This window comes from Agrobacterium sp. SORGH_AS_0745 (genome assembly GCF_030818995.1).
In the GTDB taxonomy this organism is placed as follows: Bacteria; Pseudomonadota; Alphaproteobacteria; order Rhizobiales; family Rhizobiaceae; genus Agrobacterium; species Agrobacterium tumefaciens.
The window spans coordinates 1,902,765-1,926,125 of the sequence record NZ_JAUTBI010000003.1 but is presented as its reverse complement, the minus strand read 5'-3'; the positions used below and the strand labels follow the sequence as shown (position 1 = coordinate 1,926,125).

At 58.3% G+C, this 23,361-nt stretch carries 21 protein-coding genes and 3 tRNA genes; 2 read left to right on the top strand and 22 right to left on the bottom strand.

The features are described from left to right. Window position 1 precedes the first annotated feature (1 nt). From QE432_RS19160 to QE432_RS19075, 18 genes are all read right to left on the bottom strand, one after another. Window positions 2-1,513, bottom strand: a complete 1,512-nt coding sequence (locus QE432_RS19160) for an NADH-quinone oxidoreductase subunit M (RefSeq protein WP_013635953.1) — start codon at window positions 1,511-1,513, stop codon at window positions 2-4. Next, the gene (nuoL, locus tag QE432_RS19155) at window positions 1,513-3,510 is read right to left on the bottom strand and encodes an NADH-quinone oxidoreductase subunit L (RefSeq protein ID WP_013635952.1); all 1,998 of its coding nucleotides are present in this window, start codon (window positions 3,508-3,510) and stop codon (window positions 1,513-1,515) included. Before nuoL ends, QE432_RS19160 begins: the two co-directional genes overlap by 1 nt. Window positions 3,511-3,517: 7 nt before the next feature. Further along, complete coding sequence (gene nuoK, locus QE432_RS19150) at window positions 3,518-3,826, bottom strand: NADH-quinone oxidoreductase subunit NuoK (RefSeq protein WP_003496445.1); 309 nt, start codon at window positions 3,824-3,826, stop codon at window positions 3,518-3,520. Window positions 3,827-3,855: 29 nt separating this feature from the next. After that, entirely contained in the window at window positions 3,856-4,470 is a 615-nt protein-coding gene (locus QE432_RS19145) for an NADH-quinone oxidoreductase subunit J (protein ID WP_003512680.1), read from the bottom strand. 141 nt (window positions 4,471-4,611) lie between these two features. After that, on the bottom strand, window positions 4,612-5,103 hold the full coding sequence (gene nuoI, locus QE432_RS19140; protein WP_003512679.1) for an NADH-quinone oxidoreductase subunit NuoI: 492 nt from the start codon (window positions 5,101-5,103) through the stop codon (window positions 4,612-4,614). Between the two features lie 36 nt (window positions 5,104-5,139). After that, entirely contained in the window at window positions 5,140-6,186 is a 1,047-nt protein-coding gene (nuoH, locus tag QE432_RS19135) for an NADH-quinone oxidoreductase subunit NuoH (protein ID WP_013635951.1), read from the bottom strand. A 12-nt stretch (window positions 6,187-6,198) separates the two neighbouring features. Continuing rightward, window positions 6,199-8,280 (bottom strand): NADH-quinone oxidoreductase subunit NuoG, encoded by a 2,082-nt coding sequence (gene nuoG / locus QE432_RS19130; protein ID WP_019565476.1) that lies wholly within the window; start codon window positions 8,278-8,280, stop codon window positions 6,199-6,201. Between the two features lie 155 nt (window positions 8,281-8,435). Further along, complete coding sequence (gene nuoF / locus QE432_RS19125; RefSeq protein WP_003502381.1) at window positions 8,436-9,740, bottom strand: NADH-quinone oxidoreductase subunit NuoF; 1,305 nt, start codon at window positions 9,738-9,740, stop codon at window positions 8,436-8,438. A 10-nt stretch (window positions 9,741-9,750) separates the two neighbouring features. Continuing rightward, on the bottom strand, window positions 9,751-10,860 hold the full coding sequence (locus tag QE432_RS19120; protein ID WP_019565474.1) for an NADH-quinone oxidoreductase subunit E: 1,110 nt from the start codon (window positions 10,858-10,860) through the stop codon (window positions 9,751-9,753). Window positions 10,861-10,876: 16 nt separating this feature from the next. Next, window positions 10,877-11,137, bottom strand: coding sequence for a hypothetical protein (locus QE432_RS19115; protein WP_013635948.1), 261 nt, complete (start codon window positions 11,135-11,137; stop codon window positions 10,877-10,879). After that, window positions 11,137-12,327, bottom strand: coding sequence for an NADH-quinone oxidoreductase subunit D (locus QE432_RS19110; RefSeq protein WP_003512668.1), 1,191 nt, complete (start codon window positions 12,325-12,327; stop codon window positions 11,137-11,139). Before QE432_RS19110 ends, QE432_RS19115 begins: the two co-directional genes overlap by 1 nt. Window position 12,328: 1 nt before the next feature. Then, window positions 12,329-12,757, bottom strand: a complete 429-nt coding sequence (locus QE432_RS19105) for a GFA family protein (protein ID WP_038490727.1) — start codon at window positions 12,755-12,757, stop codon at window positions 12,329-12,331. Then, on the bottom strand, window positions 12,754-13,356 hold the full coding sequence (locus QE432_RS19100; RefSeq protein ID WP_003512657.1) for an NADH-quinone oxidoreductase subunit C: 603 nt from the start codon (window positions 13,354-13,356) through the stop codon (window positions 12,754-12,756). The genes QE432_RS19105 and QE432_RS19100 overlap by 4 nt, the downstream gene beginning before the upstream one ends. 21 nt (window positions 13,357-13,377) lie before the next feature. Beyond that, window positions 13,378-13,962 carry a NuoB/complex I 20 kDa subunit family protein gene (locus QE432_RS19095; RefSeq protein WP_003512655.1) on the bottom strand — a complete coding sequence of 195 codons (585 nt, stop codon included), beginning with the start codon at window positions 13,960-13,962 and terminating at the stop codon, window positions 13,378-13,380. After that, entirely contained in the window at window positions 13,953-14,318 is a 366-nt protein-coding gene (locus tag QE432_RS19090) for an NADH-quinone oxidoreductase subunit A (protein ID WP_003512653.1), read from the bottom strand. The genes QE432_RS19095 and QE432_RS19090 overlap by 10 nt, the downstream gene beginning before the upstream one ends. A 435-nt stretch (window positions 14,319-14,753) precedes the next feature. Next, window positions 14,754-14,830: transfer RNA gene (locus tag QE432_RS19085), tRNA-Asp, on the bottom strand. 41 nt (window positions 14,831-14,871) lie between these two features. Further along, window positions 14,872-14,948: transfer RNA gene (locus tag QE432_RS19080), tRNA-Asp, on the bottom strand. An 89-nt stretch (window positions 14,949-15,037) separates the two neighbouring features. Further along, complete coding sequence (locus tag QE432_RS19075; protein WP_306625313.1) at window positions 15,038-15,169, bottom strand: hypothetical protein; 132 nt, start codon at window positions 15,167-15,169, stop codon at window positions 15,038-15,040. 226 nt (window positions 15,170-15,395) lie between these two features. Here QE432_RS19075 and QE432_RS19070 point away from each other — a divergent pair. After that, a tRNA-Val gene (locus tag QE432_RS19070) sits at window positions 15,396-15,471 on the top strand. Between the two features lie 311 nt (window positions 15,472-15,782). Then, the gene (locus QE432_RS19065; protein WP_003512649.1) at window positions 15,783-15,923 is read left to right on the top strand and encodes a hypothetical protein; all 141 of its coding nucleotides are present in this window, start codon (window positions 15,783-15,785) and stop codon (window positions 15,921-15,923) included. 208 nt (window positions 15,924-16,131) lie between these two features. On the opposite strand, the gene QE432_RS19060 is transcribed toward QE432_RS19065, so the two are convergent. From QE432_RS19060 to clpX, 4 genes are all read right to left on the bottom strand, one after another. Beyond that, the gene (locus tag QE432_RS19060; RefSeq protein ID WP_306625311.1) at window positions 16,132-18,330 is read right to left on the bottom strand and encodes an esterase-like activity of phytase family protein; all 2,199 of its coding nucleotides are present in this window, start codon (window positions 18,328-18,330) and stop codon (window positions 16,132-16,134) included. Window positions 18,331-18,688: 358 nt separating this feature from the next. Continuing rightward, a complete protein-coding gene (gene hupB, locus QE432_RS19055) occupies window positions 18,689-18,964 on the bottom strand; it encodes a DNA-binding protein HupB (protein ID WP_003496481.1) in 276 nt (91 codons plus the stop codon). 288 nt (window positions 18,965-19,252) lie between these two features. After that, window positions 19,253-21,670, bottom strand: a complete 2,418-nt coding sequence (gene lon / locus QE432_RS19050; protein ID WP_003512645.1) for an endopeptidase La — start codon at window positions 21,668-21,670, stop codon at window positions 19,253-19,255. Window positions 21,671-22,082: 412 nt separating this feature from the next. Then, window positions 22,083-23,360 (bottom strand): ATP-dependent Clp protease ATP-binding subunit ClpX, encoded by a 1,278-nt coding sequence (gene clpX / locus QE432_RS19045; protein ID WP_003512644.1) that lies wholly within the window; start codon window positions 23,358-23,360, stop codon window positions 22,083-22,085. Window position 23,361 lies beyond the last annotated feature (1 nt).

The following is a 23,361-nucleotide window of genomic DNA, read 5'->3' as shown; positions in this document are numbered from 1 at the left end:
GTCAATTCATAGAAAGCGCAACATTTTGCGCCGCCTGCAATGCAGCCGTATAGTTGTTTACCAGAAGATCGACCGAAGCGGCTGTCGCATCGAAAACCGGAGCCGGATAGACGCCGAAGAAGATCGTCAGCGCAACCAGCGGATAAAGGATGACCTTTTCGCGGGTCGACAGATCGAGCATCGATTTCAGGCTTTCCTTCTCAAGCGCACCGAAAATCACGCGGCGGTAGAGCCACAGCGCGTAAGCGGCCGAGAGGATGACGCCGGTTGCCGCAAACAGCGCGACCAGCGTGTTGGCGCGGAATACGCCGATCAGCGTCAGGAATTCACCAACGAAGCCGGAGGTGCCGGGCAGACCGACATTGGCCATGGTGAAGATCATGAAGGCGACGGCATATTTCGGCATGTTGTTCACGAGACCGCCATAGGCAGAGATCTCACGGGTATGCAGCCGATCGTAAACGACGCCGACGCAGAGGAAGAGCGCGCCCGACACGATGCCGTGCGACAGCATCTGGAAGATTGCGCCCTGCACGCCCTGCACATTGGCCGCGAAGATGCCCATGGTCACGTAACCCATGTGGGCGACGGAGGAATAGGCGATCAGCTTCTTGATGTCGTCCTGCATCATCGCCACCAGCGAGGTGTAGATAATGGCGAGAACCGACAGCGTGAAGACGAAGGGAGCGAAATAGTCCGACGCCAAAGGGAACATCGATAGCGAGAAACGGATGAAACCGTAACCGCCAAGCTTCAGCATGACACCTGCCAGAATGACGGAACCCGCGGTCGGCGCCTGCACGTGCGCATCCGGCAGCCAGGTGTGTACCGGCCACATCGGCATCTTGACCGAGAATGCCGCGAAACAGGCAAGCCATAGCCACGTCTGCATGCCGGCCGGGAAGCCGTATTTCAGAAGTTCGGTCATGTCTGTTGTGCCGGACTGCCAGTACATCGCCATGATGGCGAGCATGGTCAGAACCGAGCCAAGCAGCGTGTAGAGGAAGAACTTGTAGGACGCGTAGACGCGATCCTTGCCGCCCCAGACACCGATGATGATGAACATCGGGATCAGCGTTGCTTCGAAGAAGACGTAGAAAAGAACGGTATCCAGCGCCACGAAGACGCCGATCATGACGACTTCCAGAAGCAGGAAGGCGATCATGTATTCCTTGATGCGCTTTTCAACCGACTGCCAGCTTGCCAGCACGCAGAAAGGCATGAGGAAGGTGGTGAGGATGACGAATAGCATGGAGATGCCGTCGACGCCCAGATGATAGGCGGCGATGTTGCCGAACCATGCGTGTTTTTCCACCATCTGGAAACCGGGGTTCGAATTATCGAAGCCGATCCAGACGAACAGCGACACCAGGAAGGTGAAAACGGTCGTCAGCAGCGAGACGTTGAGAATGTTGCGGCGACCGTAAGGGCCGTTCTCATTGGTCAGCAGCAAGAGCACCACGCCGACGAGCGGCAGAAAGGTGACCGTTGAAAGAATTGGCCAATCGGTCATCAAAACGCACTCCCGAGCATCATCCAGGTGACAAGCGCCGCGATGCCGATCAGCATCGCAAAGGCATAGTGATAAAGGTAACCGGATTGCAGGCGGACCATGCGGTTGGTCACGTCAACCACACGCGCTGCAATGCCGTTCGGTCCATAATGGTCAATGACGGCCACGTCGCCCTTCTTCCACAGGAAGCGGCCGAGCGCCTTTGCGGAACGCACGAACAGGAAGTCGTAAAGCTCGTCGAAATACCACTTGTTCAAGAGGAACTGATAGAGGCCGCGATGGGTCGCTGCCAGACGCTTCGGCGTCTCCGGCGACTTGATATACATGTACCATGCGGTGACGAAACCAAGTGCCATGGCGAAGAACGGGCTCCACTTGACCCACAGCGGAACATGGTGGAACTCGTCAAGGATTTCATTTTCCGGAAGCGTGAAGAGAGCACCCTTCCAGAACTCGGCATATTCATGGCCGAAGAAGTAACCTTCGAAGACAACACCGGCGAAGATCGCGCCGACTGTGAGGATGAAGAGCGGGATCAGCATGACCATCGGCGATTCATGCACATGGTGCATCACGTCAGCCGAAGCGCGCGGCTTTCCGAAGAAAGTCATGAACGCCAGACGCCAGGAATAGAAGCTGGTGAACAGCGCTGCGATGACCAGCAGCGTGAAGGCGAAACCCGACAGCACCGAATGGGACGCATAAGCGGATTCGATGATCACGTCCTTCGAGAAGAAGCCGGCAAAGCCGATCATCGTGCCCGGAATGCCCACACCTGTCAGCGCAAGCGTGCCGACGGTCATCGTCCAGAAGGTGATGGGGATATGCTTGCGCAGGCCGCCCATGTAACGCATGTCCTGCTCGCCATCGACGGCATGGATAACCGAACCGGCGCACAAGAACAGCAGTGCCTTGAAGAAGGCATGCGTGAAGAGGTGGAACACGGCCGCGCCATAAGCGCCAACGCCAAGTGCCACGAACATGTAACCGAGCTGCGAGCAGGTCGAATAGGCAATCACGCGCTTGATATCGTTCTGCACGAGACCGACGGTCGCTGCGAAGAAGGCGGTGATGGCGCCGACCAGCGTCACGACGGTGAGCGCATCATGCGACAATTCGAACAGCGGCGACATGCGGGCAACCAGGAAGACACCGGCGGTGACCATGGTTGCGGCGTGAATGAGGGCGGACACAGGGGTCGGGCCTTCCATCGCGTCCGGCAGCCAGGTGTGCAGCAGGAACTGCGCCGACTTACCCATGGCGCCCATGAAAAGCAGCAGGCAGACGCCCGTCATCGCATTGGCCTTGTCCAGCTGCATGCCGAACAGGTTGATGACGGTTTCCGTCGAAGCTGCACCTTCAGCTGGCAGGTAGGTGCTGGCGGCAGCGAAGATGGTTTCGAAATTGATCGAGCCGAACAATACGAAGACGCCTGATATGCCGAGAATGAAGCCGAAGTCGCCAACACGGTTGACGATGAACGCCTTCATGGCTGCAGCAGACGCCGAAGGCTTCTTGAACCAGAAACCGATCAGCAGGTACGACGCCAGACCAACGCCTTCCCAGCCGAAGAACATCTGCAGCAGGTTGTCGGAGGTCACCAGCATCAGCATGGCGAAGGTGAACAGCGAAAGATAGGCAAAGAAGCGCGGACGATGCGGATCGTGGTGCATGTATCCGATCGAATAGAGGTGCACCAGCGTCGAGACGGTGTTGACGACGACGAACATGACGGCCGTCAGCGTGTCGATGCGGAACGCCCATTCGACGTCGATGCCGCCGGACTGGATCCAGCGCAGCACGGTGACCTTGATCACCTCGCCCGGCTCGCCATGGGCAAGCGCGACGGAGAAGAAAACGATCCACGACAGGACGGCGACCACGATCATCAGACCGGTGGTGACATATTCCGAAGCCTTGGCGCCGATCGACCGGCCAAACAGGCCGGCAATCAGGAAGCCGATCAGGGGAAGAAAGACGATAGCCTTGTAGATCATAGCCTTATCAGCCCTTCATCATATTGACGTCTTCGACAGCGATCGATCCGCGGTTGCGGTAGAAGACAACGAGTATTGCAAGACCGATGGCCGCTTCGGCGGCTGCGACGGTCAGAATGAACAGTGCGAAGACCTGGCCGACGATGTCGTTCAGGAAAGCCGAGAACGCCACCATGTTGATGTTGACCGCCAACAGGATGAGCTCGATCGACATGAGGATGACGATGACGTTCTTCCGGTTGAGGAAGATACCGAAGATGCCGATCGTGAAGAGGATCGCGCTGACCGTCAGGTAGTGGGAAAGACCGATTTCCATATTCTGTTTCCTTGGATCCGTTCGCGCCTTCAGATGCCCTGGCCCGGCTTGACCTTGACCGTGGTGACGGCGGTCTTCGGGTCACGTCCGACCTGCGTGGATATGTTCTGCCGCTTGATGTCGGTGCGGTGACGCAGCGTCAGCACGATGGCGCCGATCATGGCCACCAGCAGCACGAGACCGGCAAGCTGGAAGAAGTAGACGTAATTGGTATAGAGCACGTCGCCCAGTGCGGCCGTATTGGTGCGCACGGCCGGTGACGGGATCGGCATGGTAATCGATTTGGCGGCCTGCGGGTTAAGCACGCTGCCGCCGACCACGACGATCAGTTCAGCCGCGAGAATGATACCGATCAGCGCACCGATCGGCGCATATTGCAGCACGCCGGAGCGCAGCTCCGCAAAATCCACATCCAGCATCATGACGACGAAGAGGAAGAGCACCGCCACCGCACCGACATAAACGACGAGCAGGATCATGGCGAGGAATTCGGCCCCCGTCAGCAGGAACAGCGCGGCTGCGTTGAAGAAGGTCAAAATCAGAAACAGCACCGAATGAACAGGGTTCTTCGATGCGATGACCATGAACGCAGACGCCACGGCGACGAAAGCGAATATATAAAAGAATACAGCGTGCAGACCCATGTTGGTGCCTTCTTGTCCTCATCCGGGCAAAGACCGCGCAATCGCGCGCTCTACCCGTTTCGTCCCCGCCGGCGATAACCGTGCAGGCTCTTTTACTCTTTCTTCGCTTTCCGGGGTCTCCCCCGGAAAGACGGTTGCGCCTTAACGGTAAGGCGCATCCAGTGCGAGGTTGCGCGCGATTTCACGCTCCCAGCGGTCGCCATTGTCGAGAAGCCTTTGCTTGTCGAAATAGAGCTCCTCGCGGGTTTCCGTCGCGAATTCGAAGTTCGGGCCTTCGACGATGGCATCCACCGGGCAGGCTTCCTGGCAGAAACCGCAATAGATGCACTTCACCATGTCGATGTCGTAACGCACCGTGCGACGGGTGCCGTCATTGCGGCGCGGACCGGCTTCGATGGTGATCGCCTGAGCGGGACAGATCGCCTCACACAGCTTGCAGGCGATGCAGCGCTCTTCACCGTTCGGATAACGGCGCAGCGCATGCTCGCCGCGGAAGCGCGGAGACACCGGGCCCTTTTCGAAAGGATAATTCACCGTGGCCTTCTGCTTGAAGAAGTGGCGCATCGTCAGGAAGATCGCACCGACGAACTCCTTGAGGAACAGTGAATTGACGGCTTGGGAAAGGCTGGCCATCTCAAACTCCAGATTTCTGAGCGAGGAGTACGGACATCAACCAGCCCACCCCGTCAGCTTCAATACGAATGCAACAATAACGACCATGGCGAGCGACAGCGGCAGGAATACCTTCCAGCCAAGGCGCATGAGCTGGTCATAGCGGTAACGCGGAACGAAGGCCTTCACCAGAGCGATCATGAAGAAAACCATGCAGCCCTTGAGCGCGAACCAGACAATGCCCGGAATCCAGTTCAGGAACCACACATCCACGATCGGCAGCCAGCCACCAAGGAACAGGATCGTCGTCAGGCAGCAGATCAGGACGATCGCAGCATATTCGCCGAGCATGAACATCATGTAAGGCGTCGAGCCATATTCGACCATGTGACCGGCAACCAGTTCCGATTCCGCTTCCGGAAGGTCGAAGGGAGGACGGTTGGTTTCGGCAAGGCCCGATATGAAGAAAACGATGAACATCGGGAACAGCGACAGCCAGTGCCAGTCAAGGAACGAGGCCGGCAGACCGATCATCGTGCCGAGGCCGGTGCGCTGCGCCAGAACGATATCCGTGAGGTTGAGCGAGCCGACGCACAGAAGCACGGTGACGATGACGAGGCCGATCGACACTTCGTAGGACACCATCTGCGCCGCCGAACGAAGCGCGCCGAGGAACGGGTACTTCGAGTTCGAAGCCCAGCCGCCCATGATGATGCCGTACACTTCAAGCGAGGAAATCGCGAAAATGTAGAGAATGCCGACATTGATATTGGCAACGACCCAGCCATCGGCAAAGGGGATGACCGCGTAGGTGGCGAGCGCCAGCGTTACGGCAACCAGCGGCGCCAGAAGGAAGACCGCCTTGTTGGCGCCCGCGGGAATGACGGGCTCCTTCAGGATGAATTTCAAAAGGTCGGCGAAGGACTGGAACAGACCAAAGGGGCCGACGACGTTGGGACCACGGCGCAACTGCACGGCTGCCCAGACCTTACGGTCGGCAAGCAGAAGGAAGGCGATGGCCACCAGAAGGCAAACGAGAAGCAGCAGGGACTGGCCGACCATGATCAGCGCGGGCCAGACGTAGCTCCAGAAAAACGATTCCATAATCCCCTACCCTTACTCTGCCGCAGCCTGGAAATTGTTGCGGGCCAATGCGGAACACTCGGCCATGACGGCGGATGCACGCGCAATCGGGTTCGTCAAATAAAAGTCTTTTACCGGCGAGGCAAACGCAGACTTATTGAGGCTGCCCGCGCGAGCGGCAAGTGCCTCGACATCCGCGCCGTTGCCGGCAACGATCTCATCGGTTTCCGCCAGATGCGGATGCGCGACATAAAGCTGGCCGCGCAGCGCCGACAGCGAATCGAACGGCAGCTTCTTGCCGAGCACGTCGGAAAGCGCACGTAGGATCGCCCAGTCTTCACGGGCTTCGCCCGGTGCGAAACCGGCGCGGTTGCCCACCTGAACGCGGCCTTCGGTGTTGACCCAGATACCGGATTTTTCGGTGTAGGCTGCACCCGGAAGGATGACGTCGGCGTTCATCGCGCCATGGTCGCCGTGGCTACCGATGTAGACGGTGAACTTGGCGCCCTTGTTCGACAGGTCGATTTCATCGGCGCCGAGCAGGAAGAGAACGTCCATGGACGTTACCATTTCGGCAGCAGCAACACCGCCCTCGCCCGGCACGAAGCCGATGTCGAGACCACCGACGCGGGCAGCGGCAGTGTGAAGCACCGAGAAGCCGTTCCACTCTTCGCTGATTGCGCCAACCGAAACGGCAAGCTTCGCAGCGGCCGCGAGAACGGCTGCACCATCGGCGCGTGCCAGAGCGCCCTGGCCGATGATGATCAGCGGGTTCTTGGCGGACTTCAGCTTCTCAATAAAACTGTGAGAGCCATTGGCGAGATCGGAAAGCGTTTCCGCGCCGGAGCCTAGATATTCGTAGTTGTAGCGCAGCTCACCGGCTTCGCCGATCACGCCGATCGGGAAACCACCGCGACGCCAGCGCTTGCGGATACGTGCATTGAGCACGGCCGCTTCATAACGCGGGTTGGCGCCGACGATCAGCAGCGCATCCGCGTGCTCAATGCCTTCGATTGTGGAATTGAACAGGTAGCTGGCGCGACCCAAAGACGGATCAAGCGCTGCGCCATCCTGACGGCAATCGACATTGGCCGAGCCGAGCGACGCCAGAAGCGACTTCAGCGCGAACATTTCCTCGACGGAAGCAAGGTCACCGGCAATCGCGCCGATCTTGCTGCCGCTGGTCGCGGCAACCGCCTGCTTGATAGCGCCGAAGGCTTCGCCCCAGCTTGCGGGCTGCAAGCGGCCATCCTTGCGGACGTAAGGGCGGTCGAGACGCTGCGTCTTCAGGCCGTCCCAGATGAAGCGGCTCTTGTCGGAAATCCACTCTTCGTTGATTGCCTCGTTGACACGCGGCATGACGCGCATGACTTCGCGGCCACGGGTATCGACGCGGATTGCCGAACCGAGAGCGTCCATCACGTCGATGGTTTCGGTCTTGTTCAGTTCCCACGGACGGGCAGTGAAAGCGAAAGGCTTGGAGGTCAGCGCACCGACCGGGCAAAGATCGACGACGTTGCCCTGAAGCTCGGAGGTCATCGCCTGCTCGAGATAGGTGGTGATTTCAGCGTCCTCGCCGCGGCCGATGAGGCCGAGTTCGGCGATGCCGGCAACTTCCGTGGTGAAACGGACGCAGCGCGTGCAGTGGATGCAGCGGTTCATCACCGTCTTGACGAGCGGACCGATATATTTGTCTTCAACCGCACGCTTGTTTTCCGCGTAACGCGAACCGGCAATACCGAAGGCCATAGCCTGGTCCTGCAGGTCGCATTCGCCGCCCTGGTCGCAGATCGGGCAATCGAGCGGGTGGTTGATGAGAAGGAACTCCATCACGCCTTCGCGGGCCTTCTTGACCATCGGCGTGTTGGTGAAAACTTCAGGCAATTCGCCATTCGGGCCGCCGCGAACGTCGCGCACGCCCATGGCGCAGGATGCGGCGGGCTTGGGCGGTCCGCCCTTCACCTCAATCAGACACATGCGGCAGTTACCCGCGACCGACAAGCGCTCATGAAAACAAAAGCGCGGAACTTCAGCACCAGCCTCCTCGCACGCCTGCAACAGCGTGAAATGATCCGGAACCTCGATCTCTTTACCGTCAACCTTGAGCTTTGCCATGGTTCTACTTACGTCCTGTTGCCTGTTCGTCCCGTGTCTCTCACACGGTCCGCAACAAATCCTTAATCGCGCCCGAGACTTCATCTCGTCGGTCAGGCGCTTCATGGTTTTCCGGCGCCGGGATCATCCCCGCGCCGCATGCAAACTGCGAAAGCTTATTCGGCAGCTTCCAGAACAGCGCCATCATCCATGGCCCTGTAGGTATATTGGTCGATGCGCTTTTCGATTTCCGGACGGAAATTGCGGATCAGCGCCTGTACCGGCCATGCGGCGGCGTCGCCGAGCGCACAGATGGTGTGGCCTTCGATCTGCTTCGTCACTTCGAACAGCATGTCGATTTCGCGCTTCTGCGCGTTGCCCTTCACCATGCGTTCCAGCACGCGCCACATCCAGCCGGTGCCTTCACGGCACGGCGTGCACTGGCCGCAGCTTTCATGCTTGAAGAAGGCCGCGATGCGGGCGATCGCCTTGATGACGTCGGTGGACTTGTCCATGACGATCATGCCGCCGGTGCCGAAGGACGACTTCACTTCGCGCATGCCGTCGAAGTCCATGATGGCGTCCTTCATGTCCTCACCGCGCACGATGGGGCAGGATGCGCCGCCGGGAATGACGCCAAGCAGATTGTCCCAGCCGCCGCGAATGCCACCGCAATGGTGTTCGATCAGCTCACGGAAGGACAGGCCCAGCGCATCTTCGAAGGTGCATGGACGCTCGACATGGCCGGAGACCATGAACAGCTTGGTGCCGACATTGTTCGGACGGCCGATAGACGAGAACCATGCCGCACCTCGGCGCAGAATGGTCGGAGCAACGGCGATGGATTCGACGTTGTTGACGGTCGTCGGGCAACCGTAAAGACCCATATTGGCCGGGAACGGCGGCTTCAGGCGCGGCTGGCCCTTCTTGCCCTCGAGGCTTTCAAGCAGTGCCGTCTCTTCGCCGCAGATATAGGCACCTGCGCCGTGATGGACGTAGATGTCGAAATCCCAGCCGTTCTTGTTGTTCTTGCCGAGCAGGCCCGCATCGTAACATTCGTCGATGGCGGCCTGAAGCGCCTCACGTTCGCGCATATATTCGCCGCGCACGTAGATATAGGCGGTGTGTGCACCCATGGCGAAACCGGCGATAACGCAGCCTTCGATCAGCGTATGCGGATCGTTGCGCAGGATTTCGCGGTCCTTGCAGGTGCCGGGCTCGGATTCGTCGGCGTTGACCACGAGATAATGCGGACGGCCGTCGCTTTCCTTGGGCATGAAGGACCACTTGAGACCCGTCGGGAAGCCTGCGCCGCCGCGACCGCGAAGGCCGGAAGCCTTCATCTCGTTGATGATCCAGTCACGACCCTTTTCGATGATCTGCTTGGTGCCATCCCAATGGCCGCGCGCCATCACGCCCTTCAGGGACTTGTCCTTGAGGCCGTAGAGATTGGTAAAGATGCGATCCTGATCTTTTAACATGCTTCACCCTTTACCGCGGCTTCTTGCCGAAGACCCTGATATACTCGGCTTCGCCACCCTTGGCGAGCGCCTCGGCCTGCTTGATCCACTCATCGCGTTCGATGCGGCCCTTGAAATTCAGATAACCATCCACCCAGTCGCACTCGGCCTTCTTCCAGCCGGCAATCTGCGCATAGGTGAAGATGCCGAGCTCGTTAAGCGTGCCTTCGATCTTCGGGCCAACGCCTGAAATGAGTTTCAGGTCATCGGGCGCAGCGGGCTTTTCAATGCCTGCGGGACGGTCGGCCGACTCAAGCGACGGTCTGGATGCTGTCGCTTCCTTGCCTGCCGATTGCTGTTCCCCTGCCTTTGCGTTTTCCGCAGCAGCCTTGGGCTCGTTCGCAGGCGTCTTCAGCTTCGGATCGGTTTCCGGTGCGTCCGTCTTCGGCTTGGCGGCATTCGAAGGAAGAACGGGGGCTGCTTCCGCCGGAGCTTCCGCAGGCTTGTCGAGATTGGAGCGATCTGGCTTGATCTCTTCCGTCAGCGTCGTCAGGCCGCCAACGGGCACCGACTGGTGACGGTCGATCTGGGGGCCGGTCTTGACCGTGTCGCCCTTGCCTGCCTCGAACGTGTCGATGATCTCTTCCAGGCGCTCGGGCGTCAGATCCTCATAGGCATCCTTGAAGATGATGACCATCGGCGCATTGACGCAGGCGCCCTGACATTCCACTTCTTCCCAGGACAGCGTGCCGCTCTCGTTGGTGTGCAGCGGATCGTGGTGGATCTTCTTGCGGCAGACATCCATCAGCGCTTCGGAGCCGCGCAGCATGCAGGGCGTGGTGCCGCAAACCTGAACATGGGCGCGTGTGCCGACCGGCTTCAGCTGGAACTGGGTGTAGAAGGTCGCCACTTCCATGACGCGGATATAGGCCATATCCAGCATGTCGGCGATTTTTTCGATGGCGGCGCGGGTAACCCAGCCGTCCTGCTCCTGCGCACGCATAAGCAGCGGGATAACCGCCGATTGCTGGCGTCCCTCCGGATATTTCTGGATCGTCTTTTCCGCCCATGCGGTATTATCCGCGTTAAAGGCAAATGCCACGGGCTGGAACTGATCTTCGGCTAGTCGACGAACGGACATACTTCCTCACGCCTTTTCAGTTTAACGTCTCACAACGCGATCTCGCCACCGTGACGAATTCGCAGGCATAAGCCGCCTTGTCTTTCTGCATGAACACGATGAACTTGCTGCCATTGGGAACCGAGGCCTTGATCTCGTATCCCGAAGACAGAAGCTGCTTGATGGTGGAACCGCCGCTGCTTGATAGCGATACGCCCCCCTCTTCCGTCGCCGTCTGGGCGAGAACGGAGGTCGACATCGCAGCAAGAAAAGCCAAGATGGCCAGCGGCAGACGCATCAGCGGTCGACCTCCCCGAACACGATGTCGAGGGAGCCGAGCACGGCTGTAACGTCGGCAAGCTGATGGCCCTTGCACAGGAAATCCATCGCCTGCAAATGTGCATAACCCGGCGCGCGGATCTTGCAGCGGTAGGGCTTGTTCGAACCATCGGCGACCACGTAGACGCCGAACTCGCCCTTCGGCGCTTCGACGGCGGCGTAAACTTCGCCGGCGGGAACGTGATAGCCTTCGGTATAGAGCTTGAAGTGATGGATAAGAGCTTCCATCGAACGCTTCATCTCGCCGCGCTTGGGCGGAACCACCTTGCCATCCAGCGAGGAGACCGGGCCGATGCGGTGCTTGCCGGAGAGAAGATCGACGCACTGCTTCATGATCTTCACCGATTCGCGCATTTCCTGCATGCGGATCAGGTAACGGTCATAGCAGTCGCCGTTCTTGCCGACGGGGATATCGAACTCCAGATCGGAATAGCACTCGTAGGGCTGCGCGCGACGCAAATCCCAGGCAGCACCCGAACCGCGCACCATGACGCCCGTGAAACCCCAGGCAAAGGCATCTTCAAGCGAGACGACGCCGATATCGACGTTACGCTGCTTGTAGATGCGGTTGTCGGTCAACAGGCCTTCGATATTGTCGAGAACGGTAATGAAGGGATCGCACCATTTGCCGATATCTTCGACCAGTTCCGGCGGCAGATCCTGATGCACGCCGCCCGGACGGACATAGGCCGAGTGCATGCGGGCGCCACAGGCGCGCTCGTAGAACACCATCAGCTTTTCACGTTCCTCGAAGCCCCAGACAGGCGGCGTCATTGCGCCGACGTCCATGGCCTGAGTCGTCACGTTCATGATGTGCGACAGGATGCGGCCGATTTCCGAATAAAGCACGCGGATCAACTGGCCGCGCATCGGGATTTCGAGACCCAGCAGCTTTTCGACGGCGAGCGCGAAAGCGTGTTCCTGGTTCATCGGCGCGACGTAGTCGAGACGGTCGAAATAAGGCACCGCCTGAAGGTATGTCTTGGTCTCGATCAGCTTTTCGGTACCGCGATGCAGAAGACCGATATGCGGATCGACGCGCTCGACGATTTCGCCGTCCAGTTCCAGAACCAGACGCAGCACGCCGTGCGCGGAAGGGTGTTCCGGACCGAAGTTGATCGTGAAATTGCGGACGTTATGCTCAGTCATTCTAGTGCTCCGCCGAGGTGATCATGGCGATGAATTCGGGGCCGGTCATGTTCTGCGTGGTTTGCGCGAAAGAATAGCTCGAAGGCTTCTCATCCGTGAAAATCTGCGACGCAAAATGGAAACTGGAAGGGTTGTCGAAAGCCTGCAACGAGACGGCAAAATGCTTGCCATCCTTGGAGCGCCACATCAGCGTGCTGCCGCAATTTTTGCAGAAGCAGCGCTCGCCCCATTCCGACGAGGTATAAACACCGAAATGTTCCTCGTTCTCGATGGCGACGTCAGCGCATTCGACAGCCAGAAATGTTCCGCCGGACCAGCGGCGGCACATCGAGCAATGGCAAACGCCGAATTCGCGGGCGCCGATGCTGGCATTGAAGCCAACGGCGCCGCAAAGACATTGTCCGTGCTCTGTCGCGGGGGCTTCGCTCATTGCTTGGCCTTTTCATCACCTGGGAGAACATAGTCAGTCCCCTCCCAGGGAGAGAGGAAATCGAAATTGCGGAATTCCTGCTTCAGTTCGACCGGTTCATAGAGAACCCGCTTCAGAACGTCATCGTAGCGTACTTCCACAAAGCCGGTAACCGGAAAATCCTTGCGCAGCGGATGACCTTCGAAACCGTAATCGGTGAGGATTCGGCGAAGATCCGCATGGCCTTCGAAAGGAATGCCATACATATCCCAGGCTTCGCGCTCGAACCAGTCTGCACCCATGTAAACGGAGGTTGCCGAGGGAACGCCCTCGTCTTCCGCCACCTGCAGCTTGATGCGCACGCGCAGATTCTGGCGCGGCGACAAGAGGTGATAAACGACGTCGAAACGCTTCTCGCGCTGCGGCCAGTCGACGCCGCAGATATCGATGATGTTGACGAAACCGCACTGCACATCGTCACGCAGGAACGTCAAAAGCGCGATAACGCTTTCCGTCGTCGTGTTCAGCGTCAACTCGCCATAGGCAATATCGGCCGAAACCACGAGGGAACCACGCGCTTCCTTAACGTAAGCAGCAAGATCGTTTAGAGCTTCGCTCATTCCTTAATCCGTCCTTTGCCCTTAGCGCTCGATCGTACCGGTACGCCGGATCTTCTTCTGCAGCAGAAGCACGCCGTAAAGCAGCGCCTCCGCCGTGGGGGGACAGCCCGGAACGTAGATATCCACCGGGACGACTCGGTCGCAGCCGCGCACGACGGCGTAGGAATAATGGTAATAGCCGCCGCCATTGGCGCAGGAGCCCATGGAGATGACGTAGCGCGGCTCAGGCATCTGGTCATAGACCTTGCGCAGTGCAGGCGCCATCTTGTTGGTCAGCGTTCCCGCGACGATCATCACGTCCGACTGGCGCGGCGAGGCGCGCGGGGCGACACCGAAGCGCTCCATGTCGTAACGCGGGCCGGAAGCCTGCATCAGACCCTCGACGGCGCAGCAGGCAAGACCGAACTGCATCCACATCAGGGAGCCGGTACGCGCCCAGGTGATCAGCTCGTCGGTCGAGGTGACGAGAAAGCCCTTGTCGGCCAGCTCGTCGTTGATTTCCGTGAAGTAGGCATCGTTGCTGCCGACAGGCTTGCCGGTCGCGGGATCGATGATCCCCTTCGGCTGCGGTGCAACGAGCGTGCTGTTGTTCTGGCTCATGCCCATTCCAGCGCTCCCTTCTTCCACTCATAGATAAAGCCGATGGTGAGAACGGCGAGGAACACCATCATAGACCAGAAACCGAACCAGCCCATATCACCGAAGGACACAGCCCAGGGGAACAGGAAGGCGACTTCCAGGTCGAAGATGATGAAGAGAATGGACACCAGATAAAACCGGATATCGAACTTCATGCGGGCGTCGTCGAAGGCATTGAAACCGCACTCGAAAGCGGAGAGCTTTTCCGGGTCCGGCGCCTTGTAAGCGACAGCGAAAGGCGCGATGAGAAGCGCCAGGCCAATGACAAGAGCGATACCGATAAAGATTGCGATCGGAATATAGGAACTGAGGAGTTCAGTCATGGTCTCTTCCCTGTCCGGCCGGGTGCCGGACCTGCCTTTGCGACTGAAAGTCTAAAGGCGCACAAATATGTTGCAACGCCAAAGTGGTTAGCGCAGCCGCGCTCTCTCTGCAAGAGTTTAGGCACCATTTCAAGACACCTGCCGCATTGATTGGCAACAATATTGCCGGAATTGACGCAAATTTGGGCCACAATTCCGGGCTAAGCTCCTCAAATACAATAATAATCGATTGAACGACGCAACCGCAAAAAAGTCACACGAATTTTACGTCAAAATGGCAGCGAAGTGACGATCTCTCGATATCGAAACTTGACTAAAAACAGCAGGAAAAACCGCGCTCGCGAATGCCGGAAACAGGCGCTGAAATCGCCATTGCCGACATGGCAGGACGACGCCTGCTTGCTTCGTTTGGGAGTGTCATTTCGGTGAAAGAAATGGCGCGAGTGACGGGGCTCGAACCCGCGACCTCCGGCGTGACAGGCCGGCACTCTAACCGACTGAGCTACACCCGCGCTCCACAGACATTCGTCTGCGTTTTTTCCGAGGAACAGGATGGCGCGAGTGACGGGGCTCGAACCCGCGACCTCCGGCGTGACAGGCCGGCACTCTAACCAACTGAGCTACACCCGCATATCCTGACCGACAAGACCTAAGTCTCGCCGTACGAACCAGCCTCGGCTGTTCGTTGAGCGGCTAACTACGGCGTTCGTGCGGGGGTGTCAAGCAGGTTTCACGACAAAAGAATAAGCTTCTTCATTTTGATCGGAAAAAACTGAAAGGCCTTTGACCGGCATTGCAGCGAATGCCTTGTTTTCCAGGCTTTTCCCAACAAAAACAAAAAACTTGTCCACAGCCGGGGCGTCCGTAACGCGATTTCAGCATACCGCCAAAGGTAACGGCCGGGCGTTGTTTTTATCGAAAAGCCCGCAGTTCCCGGCTTTTTGCCGATCACCTCTGCCAATGGGCAAAGCTGTCCGGAAAAAAAACAAAAAAACTTCACAAAAGCCCTTGCGGTTTTTTTCCGATCCGAATACATCACGGCCACCGACGCGGCAGACACGATCTGCAAGACGCGAAGGGCGATTAGCTCAGTTGGTAGAGCGCCTCGTTTACACCGAGGATGTCGGGAGTTCGAGTCTCTCATCGCCCACCATTTTCCATCTTCTTCAAATTGTGCGCATTACCAAGCCGAAGCTCTTTCGTATGTCGGTGCGTTCCGCCGTAAACTTCCTGCTTTGGGAATCACGGCCCCTGCCCCCGATTCTGTAGACGGCCGCGGCCTTGGGCTGGTGAAGCGGCTTTTCCGGCGTGAGTCTATGCCAGATCGGCACTCCTGTTCCACATTCATACAGGCCGGCTCCAATAGGTGTGCCAGCCCGCAACATACCGAAAAATAAGCAGATTCAGACTTTTTAAAGAGATTTCATGCATTGTTTTCGAGCCGTTTCATGATGAACGGTATAAATGATGGATGAAACCATGTCGGTCGACGCGTTTGTAACACTCGCGCTTATTGCGCTGCCTGTTTATATTTTTTTCCGCTGGGTCCAGCAGGACTCGGAAAAAGACAGCACTCCCAAAAGCAAGAATTCCATGGGGCGGTGATCTCTAGCGATCTGGTCCACTGCACATTCATGGAAGTCCTCCGGATAACACCCTCGATTATGCGATAGCGACGCGACCATGCCGGTTTTAACGGCTGGTACGCGACTCATCGTGGGGAATCGGCATTCCCCAGATCGGGGTTTCTTCCGCCGCACAAAAAAGCCGGGCTATGCCCGGCTTTTCTCATTTGCGATTCTATTCGGACCGATCAGTTGATCGCCTTTAGATCGACGGTAAAGAACAGCGTTTCGCCGGAAGATCCGTCGACGCCGTCATTGTCAGTGACGATATAGGCCGTTCCTGCCTTGTCGAAGGTGAAGCCTTCCAGCTTGTCAACGGTATAGCCATTCGTCTGGGCCTTGAGGTCCGGCAGGAAATCATGTGCTTCCTGCTTGGCCACCAGCGGCAGTTCGCCACCGATTTTGCCCGGCTTCAGGTCAGCGATCGCGACGCGGTAAAGCTTCTTGATCTTTGCCTTGTCACCGACCTGATTGTCGCGCTCGACGATATAGACATAGTCGCCCTGTGCGGTGATTTCAGAAAGGCCGACCCAGCCTGCCTCGGTCTTGTCGAGCGGGTAACGCACGGCGCCCCATTCCTTGGACTTCGGATTGTAGGAGACGAGCTTGACGAAACCCTTCTCGTCCGTGCCCCATTCGCGCTGTACGGCCATCCACAGCGTCGCGTCGTCGCCCTTGCCGATCATGGTCACGCCTTCGAAACCGAAGCGGGTTTCGCCAGCCAGCAATTCCTTCGGCAGAGCGATCTCAGCCTTGATCTCGCCCTTGGCGCTGACATTGTAGAGTGCGTGGGGCACTAGCTTGGCACTGTCACCTTCCGAGGCCAGCCAGAAGCCGCCCTTACCGTCAAGCGTGATGCCTTCGATGTCGAGTTTCTGGGCTGCGATACCGTCGCGCTTGATGCGCAGGGCGCTGGTTATGGTGGCGGGCTTCTTCGTTGCGTCGATGGTGTAGATCGACGGCTGGTTTCCATAGGCCGAGTCGGACACGGCATAGAGGATGCCAGGCTTTTCAGCATCGCCCACCAGACCGGAGAGAGCGCCCCAGCCGATCGGTGCGCCATCCACGGTGGCGGAAGCGAGCTGCGGGTAGGCAATCTGGCCTTCTGCGCGTTGATAGATCATGACGTGCGAGCGAGCGCCGCCATCTTCGACGAGATCGGCTTCGTTGGCAGTGACGAGGAGATTGCGCGACGGAATGGCGACGGCGCCTTCAGGCGAAATGCCCGAGGGCAGAAGCTGGACCAGTTCCGGTGTGCCGCCCGTATCCTTGTAGACCGCAGCGAGAGACGCGCGCTCGGCAAGAACGAAGAAGTACTTCTGGCCATCGAAGGTTGCCGCCTCCAGACCTTCCGGCTCGATGCCCTTGGCCTTGGAGCGCTTTTCCGGATAGTGGCCGATGCTGGCGGCAGCGTGCTCAAGGGTGGCACCGGCTTCATAAAGAAGCTTGCCGGTCTTGTCGAAAATGGTGAAGCCGCGCGCGCCGCCCTGCCAGTCACCCTCATTGGCGATGACGATTCGGTCATTGTCCAGCCACTTCACGGCATCTGGCTCACGCTTGCGGCCTTCCTGCTTGTCGGTGAACTTGATCTGGCCGTCCGTCTTCGTGTCGACGCCTTCCAGATCAACCGTGCCGGCGGAGAAATGCGTCTTTACCGTACCGGTCTTGCCGTCGATGATGACGATGTGGTTGTTTTCCTGCAGCGTGAGCGCGATCTCGCCATTGGCATTGATCGAGACGAATTCCGGCTCCGGATCTTCCGGGGAGATTTCGGCAAGGCCGGTCACGTCGATCTTCTTCAGCGTCGCGCAGTCGGCAACGCCGTTTTTCAGACCGACCGTCACCAGATAACCGGCCGGCATCTGTGGCAGGGCGCCCTCGTTCACCTCTTCATCGCGTTCGTTTTCGATCGCGATGGCGGCGAAGGTCTTGTCCGGGGAAATTGCGACAGAATCGGGCTGGCCGCCGAGATCGCAGCTCGCTTCGATCTTCTTGGTGGCGATATCGACCGTCACCAGCTTGCCGGACGGCTTGGCTCGGTTTTCGGACGTGTTGACACCGGCCAGAACCTTGGCGCCAGCAACGGCAACAGAGGTCGGTTCGCCTTCCAGCAGCAACGCGCCGCCAGCCTTGGGTGCCTTCGCATCGGTGATGTCAACGAAACCAATGCCGCCAAGCGGGCTGTCCGAATAGATCAGCGTCTTACCGTCTTCGCTGGCGGTTACGATTTCAGCTGAAGTGACGGCCTTCGCGTCCTTGTCCGCTGGCAGGTTCTTTACGACCGGGAAAGATGCGATGCGGTTGAAAACCGGCTCGGCAGCAGCCGGAAAGGCCGCGGACGCGAGCAGAGCAGCAGTCAAAGCCATCTGAGAAAGTCGGAACGCCATTATAAATCCCCCTTGGATCCAAAAAAACACCCTATGGCTTCTGCGTCAGAGACATGACAGCGGCATGACATTTCCTGTCGGAGGAATCAAAAAGCCCGACCATGAAGGCCGGGCTTTCCTGTTCGTGCGCACATTCCGCGTATCAGAGCGCCGTGTGACCGGATGGAGGCTACACAGGCGCGCTCTCCTACTTTCACGTACATCTTGCCGGTTCGAAAAAAGGGCTATCCGAAAAAGCATTTCGAAAAGCCGCCCGGTTTACGTGCCGGCATGATGGCGTCAGGGCGTCAAAACATGTTTCCTCGTGAACCTGAAAAGCCGCCCGCCCGCCGCCGGACGTCACGGCCTTTCGGAAACCTTACGAGTTGACGGCGTCCTTCAGGCCCTTGCCTGCGGAAAACTTCGGTACGTTGCGAGCCGGGATATCGACTTCAGCACCCGTGGAAGGGTTACGACCCTTGGAGGCTTCACGACGGCTTACGGAGAAGCTGCCGAAGCCAGCGAGACGGATGTCGCCACCGCTCTTCAGTTCGTTCTGTACGGTTTCGAATACGGCATCAACAGCGGAAGCAGCATCTGCCTTCGTGAGACCAGCCTTTTCGGCAACAGCAGAGACGAGCTCGTTCTTGTTCATGTTTCCACCCCTTTCAATGGTTTGAAACGACTCAAATTAAGCCGGCGCAGAATACGTCTGTATCCGCGCGCAGCAACTCAAAAGCGCTGGAATCGCCTGAAAAACAAGGGGTCTGCGGGGTTTTTCACAAAAAAGGCCGACATTTCTGCCGGCCTTTCCCTTAAACGTGCCAATTTCGCACCAGTTCTGCAAGCATCAAAGAAGCATCGCGCCTTTCGGCATCTAACACATTGAATCTACGCACAGGTGTCGCGAAAACCGATTCTGGCTTTCACAACCACTTGGCAATCAATGTGCGATCGTCTGTCCGCCCTCGTCGACACCGTCGACAGTTGCGATAACAGGCGTTTCGATGCTGCCGTCCCACTCGATTGGCTCGGGCATGCGAAGCAGCGCGTGCTTGATGACCTCACCCATGCGAGAAACCGGGATGATCTCCATCTCGTTCTTCACATTATCAGGAATATCCGCCAGGTCCTTGGCGTTTTCTTCCGGGATGAGCACCTTCTTGATGCCGCCGCGAAGCGCCGCAAGCAGCTTTTCCTTCAGGCCGCCGATTGGCAGCACGCGACCACGAAGTGTGATCTCGCCCGTCATCGCCACATCCTTGGAGACCGGGATACCGGTCATGATGGAGACGATGGCGGTTGCCATGGCGACACCGGCAGACGGTCCATCCTTCGGGGTAGCCCCTTCCGGAACGTGAACGTGGATGTCGCTCTTGTCGAAACGCGGCGGTTCGATGCCGAAGTCCACGGCGCGCGAGCGGACATAGGATGCCGCTGCCGAAATGGATTCCTTCATCACTTCCTTGAGGTTGCCGGTGACCGTCATGCGGCCCTTGCCCGGCATCATCACGCCTTCGATGGTGAGCAACTCACCGCCGACTTCCGTCCATGCCAGACCGGTGACGACACCAACCTGATCCTCACGCTCGGCCTCGCCGTGGCGGAACCGCGGAACGCCCAGATAATCCGGGACATTGGCTGCGGTGACTTCCACGGACTTGACCTTGCCCTTGATGATCTCGGTCACGGCCTTTCGCGCAAGCTTCATCAACTCGCGCTCGAAGCTGCGCACGCCCGCCTCGCGGGTGTACTGCTGGATCACGATCATCAGAGCGTCGTCGCTCACCGAGAACTCTTCCGGACGCAGGGCATGTTCCTTGATCGCCTTCGGCAGCAGGTGACGCTTGGCGATTTCGCGCTTTTCGTCCTCCGTGTAACCGGCGATGCGGATCACTTCCATACGGTCCATCAGGGGACCTGGAATGTTCAGCGTGTTGGCCGTGGTCACGAACATCACGTCGGACAGGTCGTATTCCACCTCAAGATAGTGGTCCATGAAGGTGGAGTTCTGTTCCGGATCGAGCACCTCCAGCAGTGCGGAAGACGGATCGCCGCGGAAATCCATGCCCATCTTGTCGATCTCGTCGAGCAGGAAGAGCGGATTGGACTTCTTGGCCTTCTTCATCGACTGAACGATCTTGCCCGGCATGGAGCCGATATAGGTACGGCGGTGACCGCGGATTTCCGCCTCATCACGCACACCACCCAGCGCCATACGCACATATTCGCGGCCGGTCGCCTTGGCGATCGACTTGGCGAGCGAAGTCTTGCCGACGCCGGGAGGACCAACAAGGCACAGGATCGGGCCACGGATCTTCGAAGCGCGAGCCTGCACGGCCAGATATTCAACGATGCGTTCCTTGACCTTGTCCAGACCGAAATGATCCTGATCGAGGACCGCCTCGGCGCTGTTGAGATCAACCTTGACCTTCGACTTCTTGCCCCAGGGCAGGCTGAGCAGCCAGTCCAGATAGTTGCGCACGACAGTCGCTTCCGCAGACATCGGGCTCATCTGGCGAAGCTTCTTCATTTCCGCCTCGGCCTTATCCTTGGCCTCCTTGGAAAGCTTGGTCTTGGCAATGCGCTCTTCCAGTTCGGCCATCTCGTCACGGCCATCCTCGCCGTCGCCGAGCTCCTTCTGGATCGCCTTCATCTGTTCGTTCAGATAATATTCGCGCTGCGTCTTCTCCATCTGGCGCTTGACGCGCGAGCGGATACGCTTCTCGACCTGAAGCACGGAAATTTCGCCTTCCATGAAGCCGAGCGCTTTTTCAAGCCGCTGCTTCACGCTGACGGTTTCCAGCATTTCCTGCTTTTCGGTGATCTTGATCGACAGGTGCGAAGCAACAGTGTCGGCCAGCTTCGAATAATCGTCGATCTGGCCGGCAGCGCCGACAACCTCGGGCGAAATCTTCTTGTTGAGCTTCACATAGCTCTCGAACTCCGAAACAACGGAACGCGACAGCGCCTCGATCTCAACCGGGTCTTCCGCAGGCTCCTGCAGCGGCGTCGCAGACGCTTCGTAGAAATCCTCGCGGTCGGTATAGGCCTCGATCTGGGCGCGGCCCTTGCCTTCCACAAGCACCTTCACGGTGCCGTCGGGCAGCTTCAGCAGCTGGAGAACGTTAGCGACCGTGCCGACCTTGTGGATGGCTTCCGGGGACGGATCGTCATCGCTGGCGTTGATCTGGGTAACAAGCATGATCTGCTTGTCCGAGCCCATGACCTCTTCGAGAGCGCGAATGGATTTTTCCCGCCCGACGAACAGGGGAACGATCATATGCGGGAAAACGACAATGTCGCGCAGGGGAAGTACCGGATAGATACCGCCGGATGCCGCAGACGTGATGTTCGTCATATCATTTCCTTTCATGGTCCCTTTCAGGACACTTTGCCTGACGTCTTGGGGCGTCCGGCATATTCATTTCTCGAGACTGAAAGTGGAGTTTCGGAACGCCGATTTCAAGTCACCGGAAGAGACGACCCCGCGCAACGGCACGGCCGTAAAATTCAAACAAATACAGCGCCGGCTATTACTCCCGACATTTCCGGTTATCCCTTAGGATCAGGAACCGGGTCGCCGACGGTAATTCACATTTCCGTCATATCGCGCTGCAAATCAGTTTTAAGACTTTATCAGCAAAGCGCAATCCGCTCCAAACGCAAAATCGGGTTACTCCAAGTTAGCGGCAAGTTTCGCACCTGCCACAACAGAAAAGGCCCGCACGAGTGCGGGCCTTTTGAATTCATCAAAGCGTCGGATCGGTCAATCAAGCCGAAACATTGGCCTTTTCTTCCTGACGATCCGCATAGATGTAGAGCGGGCGAGCGATGCCGCTGACGACATCGTTGGAGATCACCACTTCGCGCACGCCTTCCAGCGTCGGCAGTTCGAACATGGTATCCAGAAGGATCTTTTCCATGATCGAGCGCAGACCGCGGGCACCCGTCTTGCGGGTAATCGCCCGGCGGGCAATCTCGCGCAACGCGTCCTCGTGGAAGGTCAGTTCCACATCTTCCATCTCGAACAGACGCTGGTACTGCTTGACCAGCGCGTTCTTCGGCTCGGACAGGATCTGGATCAGCGCATCCTCGTCAAGGTCCTCGAGCGTCGCCAGAACCGGCAGACGGCCGATGAATTCCGGAATAAGACCGAATTTCACCAGATCTTCCGGCTCCAGTTCGCGAAGCACCTCGCCAACGCGGCGATCGTCTTCCGCCTTGACGGTCGCACCGAAGCCAATCGAGGTCTTTTCGCCCCTGGCCGAGATGATCTTGTCCAGGCCGGCAAACGCGCCGCCGCAGATGAACAGGATGTTGGTCGTATCCACCTGCAGGAATTCCTGCTGCGGATGCTTGCGGCCGCCCTGCGGCGGAACGGAAGCGACCGTGCCTTCCATGATCTTCAGAAGCGCCTGCTGAACGCCCTCGCCCGACACGTCACGCGTGATCGACGGGTTGTCCGACTTGCGGGAGATCTTGTCGACTTCGTCGATATAGACGATGCCGCGCTGGGCGCGCTCGACATTGTAATCCGCAGCCTGCAACAGCTTCAAGATGATGTTTTCCACGTCCTCGCCGACATAACCGGCTTCGGTCAGCGTCGTTGCGTCTGCCATCGTGAAGGGAACGTCGATGATGCGGGCGAGCGTCTGGGCAAGATAGGTCTTGCCGCAACCCGTCGGACCGACGAGCATGATGTTCGACTTCGCAAGCTCGACATCGCCATTCTTGGAGGCGTGCGCGAGGCGCTTGTAATGGTTGTGAACGGCCACCGACAGGATTTTTTTCGCCTGCTTCTGGCCGATGACGTATTCGTCGAGGATCTTGATGATGTCCTGCGGGGTGGGAACACCCTCGCGCGACTTCACCATCGACGTCTTGTTCTCCTCGCGGATGATGTCCATGCACAATTCGACGCATTCATCGCAGATGAATACCGTCGGTCCGGCAATGAGTTTCCGGACTTCGTGCTGGCTCTTGCCGCAGAATGAACAATAGAGTGTATTCTTAGAGTCGCCGCCGTTGCTGCCGCTGACTTTGCTCATA